We start from the raw sequence: 18001 nt of genomic DNA on the forward strand, positions 1-18001 counted from the left end.
ATGTTTTCACGCTCACCGCTGCCGCAGTCGAGCCCTCCCGCACCTTTCTACGAAAAGGTAAAGCAGGCGATTAGCGAGAAAATCGCCACCGGCGTCTGGCGGCCGCACGATCGCATTCCGTCGGAGGCCGATCTGGTGGCGCAGTTTGGTTTTAGCCGGATGACCATCAACCGGGCGCTGCGCGAGCTGACCGATGAAGGGCTTCTGGTACGTCTGCAGGGAGTCGGGACGTTTGTGGCAGAACCGAAAGGGCAATCCGCCCTGTTTGAAATCCGCAGTATTGCGGACGAGATTGCCGCGCGTAATCATCAGCATCGCTGTGAAGTGCTGGTGCTGGAAGAGACGCAGGCCAGCGCCGAGCAGGCCGCAGAGCTTAATGTCAGGGAGGGAAGCCGCATCTTCCACTCCGTGATGGTGCATTTTGAAAACGACATTCCGGTGCAGATTGAAGATCGCTGCGTCAACGCCGAACGGATCCCGGAGTATCTGAACCAGGATTACACCCAAACCACGCCGCACGCCTATCTCTCGCTGGTCGCCCCGCTGACGGAAGGGGAGCACATTGTGGAAGCCGTGCGCGCCACCCCGCAGGAGTGCGAACGTCTGCGCATTAAAGAACACGATCCGTGCCTGCTGATCCGCCGCCGAACCTGGTCATCGTCACATATTGTGTCGCATGCCCGGTTGCTTTTCCCGGGGAATCGCTACCGGCTGCAGGGCCACTTTATGTCATAAGTTTTAAAAGCGTGATAGCTAACGCAATATAACAAAATTGTATCTTTTTTGTTAAATCCGACCTTGTGTGTGCTTGTCTATACAAGTATATCTAAATGCATCATCTGTCCCGTATGAGGAGCACACAATGTCGTCAGGTAAATACCGCCAGCAGGATGTCCGCGCCGCGCGCGGCACCACCCTTACCGCCAAAAGCTGGCTCACCGAAGCCCCGCTGCGCATGTTGATGAATAACCTTGATCCTGAGGTGGCGGAAAACCCCCACGAGCTGGTGGTCTACGGCGGCATTGGCCGCGCCGCGCGCAACTGGGAATGCTATGACGCAATTGTAAAGTCCCTGACTGAACTCGAACACGACGAAACCCTGCTGGTGCAATCCGGCAAGCCGGTGGGGGTGTTCAAAACCCACAAAAACGCGCCGCGCGTGCTGATCGCCAACTCCAACCTCGTGCCGCACTGGGCCACCTGGGAACATTTCAACGAACTCGACGCCAAAGGGCTGGCGATGTATGGCCAGATGACCGCGGGGAGCTGGATCTACATCGGCAGCCAGGGGATTGTGCAGGGCACCTACGAGACCTTCGTGGAAGCCGGTCGTCAGCACTACAACGGCTCGCTGAAAGGCCGCTGGGTACTGACCGCGGGTCTCGGCGGTATGGGCGGCGCGCAGCCGCTGGCCGCCACGCTTGCGGGTGCCTGCTCGCTGAACATCGAGTGCCAGCAGAGCCGCATTGATTTCCGTCTGCGTACCCGTTACGTCGACGAGCAGGCGACCAGCCTGGACGATGCGCTGGCGCGTATCAAAAAATACACGTCTGAAGGCAAAGCGGTGTCGATTGCCCTGTGCGGCAACGCGGCGGAGATCCTTCCTGAACTCGTCGCCCGCGGCGTGCGCCCGGATCTCGTGACCGACCAGACCAGCGCCCACGATCCTCTGCATGGTTACCTGCCAAAAGGCTGGACGTGGGAAGCTTATCAGCAGAAAGCGGAAACTGACCCGGAAGGCACGGTGCTGGCCGCGAAACGTTCCATGGCAGAACACGTTTCCGCCATGCTGGCCTTCAGCCAGATGGGCATTCCAACCTTCGATTACGGCAACAACATCCGCCAGATGGCGAAAGAGATGGGCGTGAATAACGCTTTTGACTTCCCGGGCTTTGTCCCTGCGTATATCCGCCCGCTGTTCTGCCGCGGTATCGGTCCGTTCCGCTGGGTTGCCCTGTCCGGCGATCCGGAAGATATCTACAAGACCGATGCCAAAGTGAAGGAGATCGTCGCCGATGACGAACACCTGCACCACTGGCTGGATATGGCCCGCGAGCGCATTAACTTCCAGGGCTTACCGGCGCGTATCTGCTGGGTAGGGCTGGCGTGGCGGCAAAAGCTCGGGCTGGCCTTTAACGAAATGGTACGCAGCGGCGAAGTCTCCGCGCCGATTGTTATCGGCCGCGACCATCTGGACTCCGGCTCTGTCGCCAGCCCGAACCGTGAAACCGAAGCCATGCGCGACGGCTCAGACGCGGTCTCCGACTGGCCACTGCTGAACGCCCTGTTGAACACCGCCAGCGGCGCGACCTGGGTTTCGCTGCACCACGGTGGCGGCGTGGGGATGGGCTTCTCCCAGCATTCCGGGATGGTCATCGTCTGTGACGGAACCGATGAAGCCGCCGCGCGTATCGCTCGCGTGCTGCACAACGATCCGGCAACCGGCGTGATGCGTCATGCCGATGCGGGTTACGACATTGCGATTGACTGTGCCAAAGAGCAGGGACTCAACCTGCCGATGATCCCTGCCACACAAGGAAAGCATTAATGAACGCGTTAACACTCACACCCGGCTCACTGACCCTCAAGCAGCTGCGTAGCGTCTGGCGTCAACCGGTCACCCTTTCGCTGGATGAAAGCGCCCACGCCGCCATCAACGACAGCGTCGCCTGCGTCGAAGCCATTGTGGCCGAAGGGCGCACCGCCTACGGGATTAATACCGGTTTTGGGCTGCTGGCGCAGACCCGCATCGCGACACACGATCTGGAAAACTTACAGCGCTCGTTGGTGCTGTCTCATGCGGCGGGCGTTGGCCAGCCGCTGGATGATGAGATTGTCCGTCTGATGATGGTGCTCAAAATCAACAGCCTGGCGCGCGGCTTCTCCGGCATTCGCCTGAGCGTGATCCAGGCGCTGATGGCGCTGGTCAATGCCGAAGTCTACCCGTGGATCCCGGCGAAAGGTTCCGTTGGTGCATCCGGTGACCTCGCGCCGCTGGCGCACATGTCGCTGCTGCTGCTGGGTGAAGGCCAGGCGCGCTGGCAGGGCGAGTGGCTCCCGGCGAAAGAGGCGCTGAAAAAAGCGGGGCTCACCCCGATTACGCTGGCGGCCAAAGAGGGGCTGGCGCTGCTGAACGGCACGCAGGCATCGACGGCATTCGCGCTGCGCGGCCTGTTTGAAGCGGAAGATCTCTTTGCCTCAGCCGTTGTGTGCGGCGCGCTGACCACCGAAGCCGTGCTGGGCTCGCGTCGTCCGTTCGACGCGCGCATCCATGACGTACGCGGCCAGCGCGGGCAGATTGACGCGGCCAGCCTGTACCGTCACCTGCTTACCGACACCAGTGAGATTGCGGATTCGCACCACAACTGTGAAAAAGTGCAGGATCCGTATTCACTGCGCTGTCAGCCGCAGGTGATGGGGGCCTGCCTGACGCAGCTGCGTCAGGCCGCAGAGGTGCTGCTGGTGGAAGCCAACGCGGTGTCCGATAACCCGCTGGTATTCGCCCAGGAAAACGAGGTGGTCTCCGGCGGTAACTTCCACGCTGAGCCGGTAGCGATGGCGGCGGATAATATCGCGCTGGCGATTGCCGAAGTCGGCGCGTTGTCCGAGCGCCGCATTGCGCTGATGATGGATAAACACATGTCCCAGCTGCCACCGTTCCTGGTGCGTAACGGCGGCGTCAACTCGGGCTTTATGATTGCCCAGGTGACCGCCGCGGCGCTGGCAAGCGAGAACAAAGCCCTGTCTCACCCGCACAGCGTGGACAGTCTGCCTACCTCCGCAAACCAGGAAGACCATGTCTCCATGGCCCCTGCAGCCGGACGTCGTCTTTGGGAGATGGCGTCCAACACCCGTGGCGTGCTGGCGGTGGAGTGGCTGGCGGCATGTCAGGGTATCGACCTGCGTGAAGGCCTGAAATCCAGCCCGCTGCTGGAGCTGGCGCGCCAGACGTTGCGCGAGCACGTATCCCATTACGATGATGACCGTTTCTTTGCGCCGGATATTGATAAGGCGATGCAGCTTCTGGAGGAAGGGCGTCTGGTAGGGTTGTTGCCGCCAGTGCTGTGATTTTTTTGCCCGGTGGCGCTGCGCTTACCGGGCCTACGGGTACGAAATCCAGGCCGGGTAAGGCGTAGCCGCCACCCGGCTTTTTTTACGAATACATCGCCGTAATCGACGCGCTCCCCAGCGTATGGAAATGCACGTTAAACCCTACCATTGCGCCGCTCGCCCCTTCATCCACGTCAATCTTCTCCACGTCCAGCGCGTGTACCGTAAAGATATAGCGGTGGGTTTCCCCTTTTGGTGGCGCCGCGCCGCCGTAACCTGCTTTGCCAAAATCGGTGCGGGTCTGGATGGCGCCTTCAGGCAGCGCAACCAGGTCAGAGCCGGAACCCTGCGGCAGGACCCGCGTATCGGCAGGCAGGTTCGCCACAATCCAGTGCCACCAGCCCGAGCCGGTGGGGGCATCCGGATCGTAACAGGTGACGACAAAACTTTTGGTGCCCGCCGGAACATCATCCCACGCCAGGTGCGGGGAGATATTGTCTCCCTGATACCCCATGCCGTTGAATACATGACGCTCCGGCAGCTTTTCACCGTCGCGCAAATCTTTACTGATGATTTTCATACGGTTTACCCTCGTGATTCACTCGTTCAGAAAGTGTAACGCATGGGGTTAAATCGTGAAATGCGCGGGATTGTTAACGGCTGTAACGACCGCGGCGGTTAATTTACGCAACTGCTCCTGCGTAATGATATACGGCGGCATCAGGTAGATAAGCTTGCCGAAAGGGCGCACCCAAACGCCCTGATCCACGAAGAAGCGCTGCAGCGCCGCCATGTTCACCGGATGGGTGGTCTCAATCACCCCGATGGCCCCCAGCACGCGCACGTCCGCCACGAAATTCGCTCCCGAGGCGGCGCTCAGCTCTTCTTTCAGCTGCGCTTCGATCGCCGCCACCTGCGTTTGCCACTCACCGCTCTCCAGAATCGCCAGGCTTTCACTCGCTACCGCGCAGGCCAGCGGGTTGCCCATAAACGTCGGGCCATGCATAAAGCAGCCCGCGTCGCCGTCGCTGATGGTGTCGGCGACCTGGCGGGTCGTGAGCGTGGCGGAGAGCGTCATCGTGCCGCCGGTGAGCGCTTTACCCAGACACAGAATATCCGGGGTGATACCCGCATGTTCGCAGGCAAACAGCTTGCCCGTGCGGCCAAAACCGGTGGCGATCTCATCGGCAATCAGCAAAATGCCCTCGCGGTCGCACATCCTGCGAATACGCTTCAGCCATTCCGGGTGGTACATCCGCATTCCACCGGCACCCTGGACAACGGGCTCCAGAATAACGGCGGCAATCTCCTGGCGGTGGGCAGCCATCAGCCGCGCAAAGCCGACCATGTCCATCTCGTTCCACTCGCCGTCGAAACGGCTCTGCGGGGCCGGGGCAAACAGGTTTTCCGGCAGATACCCTTTCCACAGGCTGTGCATGGAGTTATCCGGATCGCAGACCGACATCGCCCCGAAGGTATCCCCGTGATAACCGTTGCGGAAAGTGAGGAACCGCTGACGGGACTCCCCTCTGGCATGCCAGTACTGCAGCGCCATTTTCATCGCCACTTCCACCGCCACGGAGCCGGAATCAGCAAGGAATACGCACTCCAGCGCGTCAGGCGTCATCGCCACCAGCCGACGACATAAATCCACCGCAGGCTGATGGGTGATCCCGCCAAACATTACGTGCGACATCTGGTCAATCTGCGCTTTCATCGCCGCATTCAGGCGCGGGTGGTTATACCCATGAATGGCCGCCCACCAGGAGGACATCCCGTCAATCAGCGGCTCGCCGCTGGCGAGATGCAGCTCGCAGCCGTGGGCGGAGGCGACCGGATAGACGGGTAGCGGGCGGGTCATCGAGGTGTAAGGGTGCCAGATATGCTGCGTGTCGAAGGTGAGATCGTCCTGGGTCATAATCGACTTGTAAACCATTTTGAAAAGTTTTAGGTTTACGAGTATAAACCGAACCGAAAATTAACAAAACCCTTTGGAGAAGCCCCATGGCTCACCACGCACGCTGGACGATGTCGCAAGTCACTGAATTATTCAACAAACCTTTCCTTGAGCTGATGTTCGAAGCCCAACAGGTGCATCGTCAGCACTTCGATCCGCGCCATGTTCAGGTCAGCACGCTGCTGTCCATCAAGACCGGCGCCTGCCCGGAAGACTGCAAATATTGCCCGCAGAGCGCGCGCTATAAAACGGGCCTTGAATCCGAACGGCTGATGGAGGTCGAGCAGGTGCTCGACTCCGCCCGTAAGGCGAAAAACGCCGGGTCGACCCGTTTCTGCATGGGCGCGGCGTGGAAAAACCCGCACGACCGCGACATGCCGTATCTGGAGCAGATGGTGAAGGGCGTGAAAGAGATGGGTCTCGAAGCCTGTATGACGCTGGGCACGCTGAACGAAGAGCAGGCGCAGCGCCTCTCGGCGGCCGGGCTGGACTACTACAATCACAACCTCGACACCTCGCCGGAGTTTTACGGCAATATCATCACCACCCGTACCTATCAGGAGCGTCTGGACACGCTCGATAAAGTGCGTGAAGCGGGGATCAAAGTGTGCTCGGGCGGTATCGTGGGGCTGGGTGAGACGGTGAAAGATCGCGCCGGTCTGCTGCTGCAGCTGGCGAATCTGCCGACGCCACCGGAAAGCGTGCCGATCAACATGCTGGTGAAGGTGAAAGGCACGCCGCTGGCGGATAACGAGGATGTGGATGCGTTTGATTTTATCCGCACCATCGCGGTAGCGCGCATCATGATGCCGACCTCTTATGTGCGCCTCTCTGCCGGTCGCGAGCAGATGAACGAGCAGACCCAGGCAATGTGCTTTATGGCCGGGGCCAACTCCATCTTCTACGGCTGCAAGCTGCTGACCACGCCGAACCCGGAAGAGGACAAAGACGTTCAGCTGTTCCGCAAGCTGGGGCTGAACCCGCATCAGACCGAGGTGCTGGCGGGGGATAACGAGCAACAGCAGCAGCTGGAGCAGCAGATTTTTAATGCCGACACCGATCAGTTCTACAACGCGGCAGCGGTATGACCTGGGAGGCACGTATCCATTCTGCGCTCGACGAGCGGCGGGCGGCAGATGCGTTTCGCGTACGCAGAGTTGTCGAAAACGGCGCAGGCCGTTTTCTGACCCGTGAGAACCGGCAGTTTTGTAACTTCTCCAGCAACGATTATCTCGGGCTGAGCCAGCATCCGGCCATCATCCGCGCCTGGCAGCAGGGCGCGGAGCAGTATGGCGTGGGCAGCGGCGGGTCCGGGCACGTCAGCGGATACACCACCGCGCACCAGGCGCTGGAGGAGACGCTTGCCGACTGGCTGGGCTACCCGCGCGCGCTGCTGTTTATCTCGGGTTTCGCGGCCAATCAGGCCGTCATTACCGCGCTGATGGGGAAGAATGACCGCATTGTCGCCGACCGCTTAAGCCATGCCTCCCTGCTGGAGGCGGCACATTTAAGCCCGGCGCAGCTGCGCCGCTTTGCGCATAACGACGCGGGGCAACTCGCTGCGCTGCTGGATAAACCCTGCGACGGGCAACAGCTGGTGGTCACGGAAGGGGTGTTCAGCATGGATGGCGACAGCGCGCCGCTTGCCGCGCTGCATGACGCGGCAAAACGGCAAAACGCCTGGGTGCTGGTGGATGATGCCCACGGCATTGGCGTGATGGGCGATGAGGGTCGCGGTAGCGCCCATCAGCAGCAGGTGAAGCCGGAACTGCTGATTGTCACCTTCGGCAAAGGTTTTGGCGTGAGCGGGGCGGCTGTGCTGTGCAGCGAATCCGTCGCCGACTATCTGCTGCAGTTTGCCCGTCATCTGATCTACAGCACCAGTATGCCCCCCGCGCAGGCGGTGGCGCTGTCTGCGTCTGTGCGGGTGATTCGCAGCGCCGAAGGCCGTGAACGCCGGGCTCGTCTGGCGGAACACATCCGGCGTTTTCGACAGGGTCTGGATCGGCTTCCCTTCCGGAGTACCGAATCGCAGAGCGCAATCCAGCCGGTAATCGTCGGTGAAAACAGCCTGGCGCTCACGCTGGCGCATACGCTGCGCGAGCGGGGGATGTGGGTCACGGCCATCCGTCCGCCCACCGTGCCGCCGGGTACCGCCCGACTGCGCCTCACGCTGACCGCGGCACACGAAGCCGACGATATTGATGCCCTTCTGGAGGCGTTGCATGTCGCCAGTCAATAAACAGGCCATTGCGGCGGCCTTTGGCCGGGCCGCGCGCAGCTACTCACAGCACGATGAACTTCAGCGTCAGAGCGCAGAGGGGCTGCTGGCGTTGCTCGGCGAAACGTGCTTTAGCCAGGTGCTGGACGCCGGGTGCGGTCCTGGCGGAAATAGCCGCTACTGGCGCGAAACAGGAAGCCAGGTGACGGCCATCGACCTCTCTCCTGACATGCTTGCAGAGGCACGGCAGCAGCAGGCCGCGCATCACTATCTGGTGGCGGATATCGAAGCGATCCCGCTGGCAGACGCGCAATTCGACCTGGTCTGGAGCCATCTGGCCGTGCAATGGTGCAGCAGCCTGCCGCAGGCCTTAAGCGAGCTTTACCGCGTGGCGCGTCCGGGCGGGAGAGTCGCGTTTACCACGCTGCTGGAAAGCTCGTTACCGGAGCTCAACCAGGCCTGGCAAGCGGTAGATGAACAGCCGCACGCAAACCGGTTTTTACCGCACGAACAGGTCACGCAGGCGCTGGCTGGCTGGCGCTATCAGGGTCAGGTGCAGACCATCACCCTCCATTTCAGCGACGCGCTCAGTGCCATGCGCTCGCTGAAGGGGATTGGCGCCACGCATCTGCACACCGGACGCGAGAAAAAACTGCTCACCCGGGGTCAGTTGCAGCGCCTGGAGCTGGCCTGGCCGCAGGAGCGGGGAGATTTCCCGCTCTCTTATCAACTATTTCATGGGGTTATCGAACGTGACTGAACGCTACTTTGTCACCGGAACGGATACGGAAGTGGGGAAAACGGTGGCCAGCGCAGCGCTGCTGCAGGCGGCGCGACGGCTGGGAAAAAACACCGCCGGGTATAAGCCGGTCGCTTCCGGCAGCGAGATGACCGCAGAAGGTCTGCGCAATACCGACGCGCTGGCGCTCCAGCGGAACAGCACCCTTAAGCTCGCCTATTCCGCGGTGAATCCGTATACCTTTGCCGAGCCGACGTCGCCGCACATCATCAGCGCCGATGAAGGCCGCCCGATTGATTTTGACGTGCTTTCAGCCGGATTACGGTCGCTGGAACGCCAGGCGGACTGGGTGCTGGTGGAGGGGGCCGGCGGCTGGTTTACGCCACTCTCGCAGGACCAGACGTTTGCTGACTGGGTGCAGCGCGAGCAGCTCCCGGTCATCCTGGTGGTGGGGGTGAAGCTCGGCTGTATTAACCATGCGATGTTGACCGCGCAGGCCGTTTCGCAGGCGGGGCTGCGTCTGGCGGGCTGGATCGCCAACGACGTGGTTGCCCCGGGCAAGCGGCATCAGGAGTATCTGGCGACGCTTAAGCGCGTTTTGCCTGCCCCTTTTCTCGGGGAGATCCCGTGGCTTGCGGACGAGGCCGAACGGGCCGAAACCGGGCGCTATCTTGACCTCAGCGCCTTGCTTCCAGCGACATCCAGTGGGCGATAAGCTCATCGTCCAGTTCGTTAACGTGGCCCTGGGCCACGTTACGCCCGCGATATAGCATACAAAAACGTTCCGCGACCCGGCGAATAAACGACAGCCGTTGCTCAGCCAGCAGCACCGTCATGCCCAGTTCGCGGTTCAGGCGTATCAGCAGCTGTGCCAGCTTATGCGCAAAACCGTGACCGGCGCCATGCATCGGCTCATCGAGAATCAGCATCCGCGGACGGGTTACCAGCGCATTGGCCAGAGCCAGCTGGTACTGGTCGTCTGGCGAAAGGGCGTTGGCCCGGGTCTGGCGTAACGGGTAGAGTTCGGGTAACAGATCGTACACCTCGCTTTTCGCTTGCGGATCGGGCCTCCCCATCGCCCGCATAGCGATATGCAGATTCTCCTCAATCGTTAACTGGGAGAAGATGCGCCTGTCCTGCGGGACATAGCCAATTCCCGGCCCTGAACGCTGTTCTGGCGCCGGGCTCAGCAAATCACGCGGCGGCGCGCCCGCTTCATGCCAGATGATGGTGCCGCTTTCCACGGGCACTTTCCCGGCGATGCAATTCATCAGGGTGGTTTTCCCCATTCCGGGCAGACCTACGACGCCCGTACACACCCCTTGCGGAAAATCTAAATCCACGTTCCATAGCGTATGTTGGCTTCCGTAAAACTGGTTCACTGCACGCAGACTCAACATCTTTCTCTCCTTAAAAATGTGTGTAGGTGAGGTTCGATGTTGATTGTGCAAAACCCCTGCCAGAAAGTGGAAAGTGTTTAAAAAAACGCCTTTTTTAGGACTACGTCACAGGAGGAAGGTGAAAAAAGCGGGGGAGTGCACATCAACGGTGCCGGCGGTGGTGAGTTGTGGTGCAGGAACAAGAATGATGAAATTGTGAGCTATATCTCATCGATTGGTTATGAATGAGACAACTGTTAATCATCAAAAAATAGCTATAAAAATTTTTTCCTGCCGTCTCGTGGGAAAATCCGGGAATTTGCCGAGCGCCAGTCTGTATGGGCTGGAAGCAGTTATCCACTATTCCTGTGGATAACCATGTGCATTAGAGTTAGAAAACACGCGTTAAGCGAGAGAAGACGCGGCTTTCGCCCAAATTGACGCGAAACGCGACTTTAGAAAATATCGTTTAAAATTTAATTGCTTAGATAAAAGCAATTCCCGTCACGAAAGTGTCACCCGTTGCCATAAAACTATCATGGCCTGGCTTGACAAATGTTAAAAAAGAAAAAGTTCTGGGGATAACCTCACCTGACTGGTGTTTTATCTTGTCACAGTCCAAATTTTGGCCGGTATCGCGCTAATCATTCAGGCGCTATGCTAAATATCCTGACATGCCACTGGTTTTTCATCCAGTGTTTTTTACTGGCAATCCTGGCAACAACGAGTAAAATTACTCACCTGCCGCTTATAACGTCATCAGGTTGTCGCCCATGAGTAAACCGTTCAAATTGAATTCTGCTTTCCGTCCATCTGGCGATCAGCCTGAGGCGATCCGCCGTCTGGAAGAGGGGCTGGAAGACGGGCTGGCACACCAGACGCTGCTGGGGGTAACCGGCTCCGGCAAAACGTTCACGATCGCCAACGTGATTGCCGATCTGCAGCGCCCCACGATGGTGCTGGCACCCAACAAAACCCTCGCCGCACAGCTTTACGGCGAGATGAAAGAGTTCTTCCCGGATAATGCCGTGGAGTATTTCGTCTCCTACTACGATTACTACCAGCCTGAGGCCTACGTCCCGAGCTCTGACACGTTCATTGAGAAAGATGCCTCGGTAAACGAACACATTGAGCAGATGCGTCTGTCGGCGACGAAGGCGCTGCTGGAGCGTCGCGATGTGGTGGTCGTGGCGTCGGTATCGGCTATCTACGGTCTGGGCGATCCGGATCTCTACCTGAAGATGATGCTGCACCTGACTCAGGGGATGATCATCGATCAGCGCGCGATTTTGCGTCGTCTGGCGGAGCTGCAGTACACCCGTAATGACCAGGCGTTCCAGCGCGGAACGTTCCGCGTTCGCGGTGAAGTGATTGATATCTTCCCGGCAGAATCTGACGATATTGCGCTGCGCGTAGAATTGTTTGACGAAGAGGTCGAGCGCCTCTCGCTGTTCGACCCGCTGACCGGCCACATCGAGTCGGTCATTCAGCGCTATACCATCTACCCGAAAACGCACTATGTGACGCCACGCGAGCGTATCGTGCAGGCGATGGAAGAGATCAAAGTCGAGCTGGCAGAACGCCGTAAAGTGCTTCTGGCGAACAATAAGCTGCTGGAGGAGCAACGCCTGACCCAGCGTACCCAGTTTGATCTGGAGATGATGAACGAGCTGGGCTACTGCTCCGGGATCGAAAACTACTCCCGTTTCCTCTCCGGACGCGGGCCGGGTGAGCCACCGCCGACGCTGTTTGACTATCTTCCGGCCGACGGTCTGCTGGTGATCGACGAATCCCACGTCACCATCCCGCAGATTGGCGGGATGTATCGCGGTGACCGGGCGCGCAAAGAGACACTGGTGGAGTACGGATTCCGCCTGCCGTCCGCACTGGATAACCGTCCAATGAAGTTTGAAGAGTTTGAGGCGCTGGCCCCGCAGACCATCTACGTCTCGGCTACCCCGGGCAACTATGAGCTGGAGAAATCCGGCGATGAGGTGGTTGACCAGGTTGTGCGTCCGACGGGGTTGCTGGACCCGGTTATCGAGGTGCGTCCCGTGGCGACGCAGGTGGACGATCTGCTCTCCGAGATCCGTGCCCGTTCCGCCATCAACGAGCGTGTGCTGGTGACCACGCTCACCAAACGTATGGCGGAAGATCTGACCGAGTATCTCGAAGAGCACGGCGAGAAGGTGCGTTATCTGCACTCGGATATCGATACCGTGGAGCGTATGGAGATTATTCGCGACCTGCGCCTGGGCGAGTTTGACGTGCTGGTGGGGATCAACCTGTTGCGGGAAGGTCTGGATATGCCGGAAGTCTCGCTGGTGGCGATTCTGGATGCCGATAAAGAGGGCTTCCTGCGTTCTGAACGCTCTCTGATCCAGACCATTGGCCGCGCCGCGCGTAACGTCAACGGCAAAGCGATTCTGTACGGGGATAAAATCACCCCGTCGATGGCGAAAGCGATCGGTGAAACGGAGCGCCGTCGCGAGAAACAGCAGCGCTACAACGAAGAGCACGGCATTACACCGCAGGGGCTGAACAAGAAGGTGGTGGATATTCTGGCGCTGGGTCAGAACATTGCCAAAACCAAAGCGAAAGGCCGCGGCAAGGCGCGTTCAGTGGTGGAAGAAGATACCGTCGCGCTGACGCCGAAAGCGCTGCAGCAGAAAATCCACGAGCTGGAAGCGCAGATGATGCAGCACGCACAGAACCTCGAGTTCGAAGAGGCGGCGCAGATCCGCGACCAGCTTCATCAGCTGCGGGATCTTTTCATCGCCGCATCTTAGTTAAAGCGGCGTGTTTTCTCCCTCTCCCTGTGGGAGAGGGCCGGGGTGAGGGCATCAGGCCGCACAAAATGCGCCTAACCCAGCGCCTGAATCGCCTTCTCCAGCGCTTCGCGCAGCAAGTGCCTGTCATGACGATATTTGATATCGCTGGCCTCCAGCGGCTCCTGTATCACCAGGCGATCGCCAATCCCTGACACATCAACTTTCGGTCCTACTACCACGCCGTCGATAATTTTCTTTCCGACGTACTGCTCCATCAGCTCCAGCTTGTCCGCCAGCGACAGGCTGGCCGCGGCCGGGCTCAGTTCACGCCCCAGGTTACCGATGTAGACCATCGGAGCAGGGGTTCTGCGCAAGGCCTGCGCCAGCTCTTTCACCAGCAGAATCGGCATCAGGCTGGTGTAAAAACTGCCGGGGCCGATCAGGATCACATCCGCCTCGGCGATGGCCTCAACCGCTTCGCGCGTGGCGGGAACGGCGGGGTAGGTCATCAGCTCTTTTGGCGGCAGGGTTAGCTGGTCGATATTCACTTCGCCGTATACTTCATGGCCGTCCACGTCGATGGCCATCAAATCGACCGGCTGTTCAGACATCGGGATCAGGAACGCATCCACTTTTAGCAGATTACGTATCAGATTGATGGCTTCCAGCGGGCGCACGCTCAGGTGATCGAGAGCCTTAAGCATTAAATTTCCGAGGTTATGCCCGGAAAGTTCCCCATTCCCGCCGAAACGGTACTCAAACATCGCCGAAGCGACGCTCGGTTCGGTAATCAGCTGGTTCAGGCAGTTGCGCATATCGCCCCAGGCGATCCCCCCTTCCGCACGTCGGATGCGCCCCGTAGAGCCACCGTTATCCGTGGTTGTCACTATCCCTGTCAGTCTGGAGCCGAGTGAAGACAGTGAGGACATCACTCGCCCGAGACCGTGGCCTCCGCCGAGTGCGACCACACGGTCAAGATCCGCAAAAGTGCGATTGCGCATACCTGTTCCTTATCACGTTTGATCTGCGTAACACTACCCTAACTACCCCTAAAAGACGATGCCCTACCGGACGCAAAATGACACATATCAATGCGAAGAGGCTGTTTTTGAGTATTCTGTAGCGAAAATACACGATTATGTCGTTATGTAGTTATTTATATAGCGTTAAGCGAGAATAGCGGTGAGAGGATTTACGCGCTACTATCGCCATAACTACGTTTTCAAATTTGAAAACATACACTCTAGCCTTTGTGCCTGTGTCGAAAGATATGGCGCTCTGGCCGTGGCGACTTTGCCACCAGGGTACAGAAAGAAATGACTGTGCCTCCCGTATCTGGAAAGGTGTACATGGCTTCACAACTTACTGATGCTTTCGCGCGTAAGTTTTATTACTTACGTCTGTCGATTACCGATGTGTGCAACTTCCGTTGCACTTACTGCCTGCCCGACGGCTACAAACCGGGCAGCGTCACCAATAACGGCTTTCTCTCCGTGGATGAAGTGCGCCGCGTCACGCGCGCCTTCTCTGAACTCGGCACCGAAAAAGTGCGTCTGACCGGCGGGGAGCCCTCGCTGCGCCGCGATTTCCCCGACATCATTGCCGCCGTGCGTGAAAACGAACGCATCCGCCAGATTGCGGTTACCACCAACGGTTACCGCATGGCCCGCGACGTGGCCATCTGGCGTGATGCGGGGCTGACCGCCATCAACGTCAGCGTGGACAGCCTGGATGCCCGCCAGTTTCACGCCATTACCGGCCAGGATAAATTCCGGCAGGTCATGGACGGCATCGACGCGGCATTTGCGGCTGGCTTCGAAAAGGTCAAAGTCAACACCGTGCTGATGCGTGACGTGAACCATCATCAGCTGGACACCTTCCTGGCGTGGATCAAATCCCGCCCCATTCAGTTGCGTTTTATCGAGCTGATGGAAACCGGCGAGGGCAGCGAGCTGTTCCGCCGCCACCACATCTCCGGCATGGTGCTGCGCGACGAGTTGCTGAAACGCGGCTGGATCCACCAGATCCGCCAGCGCAGCGACGGCCCGGCGCAGGTCTTCTGTCACCCGGATTATGAAGGGGAAATTGGGCTCATCATGCCCTATGAGAAAGACTTCTGCGCCAGCTGTAACCGTCTGCGCGTCTCCTCCGTGGGCAAGCTTCATCTCTGCCTGTTCGGCGACGGCGGCGTAGATCTTCGCGATTTGCTGGAAGACGATGCACAGCAGGACGCGCTTGAAGCACGCATTTCTGAATCGCTGACGCATAAAAAACAGACCCACTTCCTGCATCAGGGCAATACCGGCATTACTCAGAACCTGTCCTACATCGGCGGGTAATCAGGCTTAAGAAGGAATCAGAAGATGAGTCAGGTAAGCGCAGAATTTATCCCGACACGCATTGCTATCCTTACCGTTTCCGATCGCCGTGGCGAAGAGGATGATACCTCCGGCCACTGGCTGCGCGAGGCGGCCCATGACGCAGGACATAAGATCGTCGATAAAGCGATCGTCAAAGAGAACCGCTACGCCATTCGCGCGCAGGTCTCTCAGTGGATCGCCAGTGATGAGGTGCAGGTGGTGTTGATCACTGGCGGCACCGGCTTTACCACGGGCGATCAGGTACCTGAAGCGCTGAGCCCGCTGTTCGACCGCGAAGTGGAAGGCTTCGGCGAGGTGTTCCGCATGCTCTCCTTTGAAGAGATTGGTACCTCCACGCTGCAGTCGCGTGCCGTGGCGGGCGTGGCAAATAACACCCTGATTTTCGCCATGCCGGGCTCGACCAAAGCCTGCCGCACCGCGTGGGAAAACATCATCGCCCCGCAGCTGGATGCCCGTACCCGTCCATGTAATTTCCATCCCCATTTAAAGAAATAAGCTATGTCACAACTGACCCACATTAACGCCGCTGGCGAAGCGCATATGGTGGACGTCTCCACCAAAGCGGAAACGGTGCGCGAGGCGCGCGCGGAAGCGTTCGTTACCATGCTGCCAGAAACCCTGGCGATGATTCTCGACGGCAGCCACCACAAGGGGGACGTGTTTGCCACGGCCCGTATTGCGGGTATTCAGGCCGCGAAACGCACCTGGGACTTAATCCCGCTTTGCCACCCGCTGATGCTGAGCAAGGTGGAAGTGAACCTGCAGGCGCAGCCGGAGCACAGCCGCGTGCGCATTGAATCGCTGTGCCGTTTAACCGGGAAAACCGGCGTGGAGATGGAGGCGCTGACGGCGGCCTCCGTCGCCGCGCTGACCATCTACGACATGTGCAAAGCGGTACAGAAAGATATGGTGATTGGCCCGGTTCGCCTGCTGGCAAAAAGCGGCGGCAAGTCCGGTGATTTTAAGGTGGACAGCGATGATTAAGGTGCTCTTTTTTGCCCAGGTGCGTGAACTGGTGAATACCGACAGCCTGACGCTGGATGCCTCTTTTGAAAACGTTGCGGCCCTGCGCGCGCATCTGGCGGCACAAAGCGACCGCTGGGCACTGGCGCTTGACGAAGGCAAGCTGCTGGCCGCCGTTAACCAGACGCTGGTGGAATTCACCCATCCGCTGAAGGCAGGGGATGAGGTGGCTTTCTTCCCGCCGGTGACAGGGGGCTAAGATGGCGGAAACCCGAATTCTGGTAGGTCCTGAGCGCTTCAGTGTTGGTACAGAATACAGCTGGCTGGCGGAGCGCGATGAAGACGGCGCCGTTGTTACCTTCACCGGCAAGGTGCGCAACCACAACCTCGGCGACAGCGTGAAGGCGCTGACGCTGGAACACTATCCCGGCATGACCGAGAAATCGCTGGCGGAGATTGTGGACCAGGCGCGAAGCCGCTGGCCGCTTGGGCGCGTCACGGTGATTCACCGCATCGGTGAGATGTGGCCTGGCGAGGAGATTGTCTTTGTCGGGGTGACCAGCGCACACCGCGGTAGCGCGTTTGCCGCGGGGGAGTTCATTATGGATTACCTCAAAACCAGAGCGCCGTTCTGGAAGCGCGAGGCCACGCCGGAAGGCGAACGGTGGGTGGAATCCCGCGACAGCGATAAACAGGCCGCCAGCCGTTGGTAGTCGGTTTACGTGGATGTGTTACTCTTAACGTGTGTGTCTACTTAATCTTAATCAGGAGTGAATCATGGACCGATTTCCGCGTTCCGATTCAATAGTACAGCAGACCCGTAGCGGGCTGCAGACGTATATGGCTCAGGTGTATGGCTGGATGACGGTCGGCTTACTGCTTACCGCGTTTATCGCGTGGTATGCAGCGAACACCCCTGAGCTAATGATGTTTATCTTCTCCAGCAAAATCACCTTTTTTGGGCTGATTATCGCGCAGCTGGCGCTGGTGTTTGTGCTCTCAGGCCTGGTGCAAAAGCTGAGTGCCGGTATGGCAACGACCCTGTTTATGCTCTATTCGGCGTTAACGGGGCTGACGCTTTCCAGCATTTTCATCGTTTACACCTACTCTTCCATCGCCAGCACCTTCGTGGTAACCGGCGGGATGTTTGGTGCGATGAGCCTCTACGGTTACACCACTAAACGCGATCTAAGCGGCTTCGGCAGCATGCTGTTCATGGGGCTGATCGGGATCGTGCTGGCGTCGCTGGTAAACCTGTGGCTGAAGAGCGAAGCGCTGATGTGGGCGGTGACCTACATTGGGGTGGTGGTCTTCGTGGGGCTGACGGCGTATGACACCCAGAAGCTGAAAAATATTGGCGAACAGATCGACGTGCGCGACAGCTCTAACCTGCGCAAATACTCGATTCTGGGCGCGCTGACGCTCTATCTGGATTTCATCAACCTGTTCCTGATGCTGCTGCGCATTTTCGGCAACCGTCGCTAGTTATTTCCCCTCACCCCAACCCCTCTCCCCAAAGGGGAGAGGGGCTCGATCGGTT

General features: G+C 59.0%; 18 protein-coding genes and 1 riboswitch. Of the genes, 14 read left to right on the forward strand and 4 right to left on the reverse strand.

Features of this window, described 5'->3' with window-relative positions:
• The 3 genes from EKN83_RS18125 (at position 1) to hutH (ending at position 4068) form a co-directional block, all read left to right on the forward strand.
• Positions 1-735 carry a histidine utilization repressor gene (locus EKN83_RS18125; protein ID WP_094919195.1) on the forward strand — a complete coding sequence of 245 codons (735 nt, stop codon included), beginning with the start codon at positions 1-3 and terminating at the stop codon, positions 733-735.
• A 127-nt stretch (positions 736-862) separates the two neighbouring features.
• The gene (gene hutU, locus EKN83_RS18130) at positions 863-2548 is read left to right on the forward strand and encodes a urocanate hydratase (protein WP_045285436.1); all 1686 of its coding nucleotides are present in this window, start codon (positions 863-865) and stop codon (positions 2546-2548) included.
• The gene (hutH, locus tag EKN83_RS18135; RefSeq protein ID WP_126801407.1) at positions 2548-4068 is read left to right on the forward strand and encodes a histidine ammonia-lyase; all 1521 of its coding nucleotides are present in this window, start codon (positions 2548-2550) and stop codon (positions 4066-4068) included. The genes hutU and hutH overlap by 1 nt, the downstream gene beginning before the upstream one ends.
• 85 nt (positions 4069-4153) lie before the next feature.
• On the opposite strand, the gene EKN83_RS18140 is transcribed toward hutH, so the two are convergent.
• Positions 4154-4630, reverse strand: coding sequence for a kinase inhibitor (locus tag EKN83_RS18140; RefSeq protein ID WP_047958060.1), 477 nt, complete (start codon positions 4628-4630; stop codon positions 4154-4156).
• A 48-nt stretch (positions 4631-4678) separates the two neighbouring features.
• Positions 4679-5986 (reverse strand): adenosylmethionine--8-amino-7-oxononanoate transaminase, encoded by a 1308-nt coding sequence (gene bioA / locus EKN83_RS18145; protein WP_032672459.1) that lies wholly within the window; start codon positions 5984-5986, stop codon positions 4679-4681.
• Positions 5987-6054: 68 nt separating this feature from the next.
• Here bioA and bioB point away from each other — a divergent pair, with 68 nt between their 5' ends.
• The 4 genes from bioB to bioD are packed head-to-tail and all read left to right on the forward strand — an operon-like array spanning position 6055 to position 9682.
• Positions 6055-7095, forward strand: coding sequence for a biotin synthase BioB (gene bioB / locus EKN83_RS18150; protein WP_045285438.1), 1041 nt, complete (start codon positions 6055-6057; stop codon positions 7093-7095).
• Complete coding sequence (gene bioF / locus EKN83_RS18155) at positions 7092-8249, forward strand: 8-amino-7-oxononanoate synthase (protein ID WP_126801408.1); 1158 nt, start codon at positions 7092-7094, stop codon at positions 8247-8249. The genes bioB and bioF overlap by 4 nt, the downstream gene beginning before the upstream one ends.
• Positions 8233-8988, forward strand: coding sequence for a malonyl-ACP O-methyltransferase BioC (bioC, locus tag EKN83_RS18160; protein WP_126801409.1), 756 nt, complete (start codon positions 8233-8235; stop codon positions 8986-8988). Before bioF ends, bioC begins: the two co-directional genes overlap by 17 nt.
• A complete protein-coding gene (bioD, locus tag EKN83_RS18165; protein WP_185857686.1) occupies positions 8981-9682 on the forward strand; it encodes a dethiobiotin synthase in 702 nt (233 codons plus the stop codon). The genes bioC and bioD overlap by 8 nt, the downstream gene beginning before the upstream one ends.
• Here bioD and EKN83_RS18170 read toward each other — a convergent pair.
• The gene (locus EKN83_RS18170; protein ID WP_025757241.1) at positions 9645-10367 is read right to left on the reverse strand and encodes an ABC transporter ATP-binding protein; all 723 of its coding nucleotides are present in this window, start codon (positions 10365-10367) and stop codon (positions 9645-9647) included. The two genes, bioD and EKN83_RS18170, sit on opposite strands and share 38 nt — an antisense overlap.
• Positions 10368-11119: 752 nt before the next feature.
• On the opposite strand from EKN83_RS18170, the gene uvrB reads away from it, so the two are divergent.
• A complete protein-coding gene (gene uvrB, locus EKN83_RS18175; RefSeq protein WP_025757242.1) occupies positions 11120-13135 on the forward strand; it encodes an excinuclease ABC subunit UvrB in 2016 nt (671 codons plus the stop codon).
• A 74-nt stretch (positions 13136-13209) separates the two neighbouring features.
• Here uvrB and yvcK read toward each other — a convergent pair whose 3' ends face one another.
• Positions 13210-14118 (reverse strand): uridine diphosphate-N-acetylglucosamine-binding protein YvcK, encoded by a 909-nt coding sequence (gene yvcK, locus EKN83_RS18180; RefSeq protein WP_025757243.1) that lies wholly within the window; start codon positions 14116-14118, stop codon positions 13210-13212.
• 226 nt (positions 14119-14344) lie between these two features.
• Positions 14345-14479, forward strand: a riboswitch (molybdenum cofactor riboswitch).
• Between yvcK and moaA the strand changes: the two genes are divergently transcribed.
• The 6 genes from moaA to EKN83_RS18215 all read left to right on the forward strand — a co-directional run bounded on the left by moaA (position 14467) and on the right by EKN83_RS18215 (position 17946).
• A complete protein-coding gene (moaA, locus tag EKN83_RS18190) occupies positions 14467-15456 on the forward strand; it encodes a GTP 3',8-cyclase MoaA (RefSeq protein ID WP_126801411.1) in 990 nt (329 codons plus the stop codon). Its footprint overlaps the riboswitch before it by 13 nt.
• Before the next feature lie 24 nt (positions 15457-15480).
• Positions 15481-15993 (forward strand): molybdenum cofactor biosynthesis protein B, encoded by a 513-nt coding sequence (gene moaB, locus EKN83_RS18195; RefSeq protein ID WP_095450017.1) that lies wholly within the window; start codon positions 15481-15483, stop codon positions 15991-15993.
• A gap of 3 nt (positions 15994-15996) precedes the next feature.
• Positions 15997-16482 carry a cyclic pyranopterin monophosphate synthase MoaC gene (gene moaC, locus EKN83_RS18200; protein ID WP_126801412.1) on the forward strand — a complete coding sequence of 162 codons (486 nt, stop codon included), beginning with the start codon at positions 15997-15999 and terminating at the stop codon, positions 16480-16482.
• Positions 16475-16720 carry a molybdopterin synthase sulfur carrier subunit gene (moaD, locus tag EKN83_RS18205; RefSeq protein ID WP_025757247.1) on the forward strand — a complete coding sequence of 82 codons (246 nt, stop codon included), beginning with the start codon at positions 16475-16477 and terminating at the stop codon, positions 16718-16720. Before moaC ends, moaD begins: the two co-directional genes overlap by 8 nt.
• A 1-nt stretch (position 16721) precedes the next feature.
• The gene (gene moaE, locus EKN83_RS18210; protein WP_045285448.1) at positions 16722-17174 is read left to right on the forward strand and encodes a molybdopterin synthase catalytic subunit MoaE; all 453 of its coding nucleotides are present in this window, start codon (positions 16722-16724) and stop codon (positions 17172-17174) included.
• A gap of 64 nt (positions 17175-17238) precedes the next feature.
• Positions 17239-17946, forward strand: coding sequence for a Bax inhibitor-1 family protein (locus EKN83_RS18215; RefSeq protein ID WP_014883084.1), 708 nt, complete (start codon positions 17239-17241; stop codon positions 17944-17946).
• The last annotated feature ends 55 nt before the right edge of the window (positions 17947-18001 follow it).

Source organism: Enterobacter sp. WCHEn090032, from assembly GCF_003986875.1.
GTDB lineage: Bacteria > Pseudomonadota > Gammaproteobacteria > Enterobacterales > Enterobacteriaceae > Enterobacter > Enterobacter sichuanensis.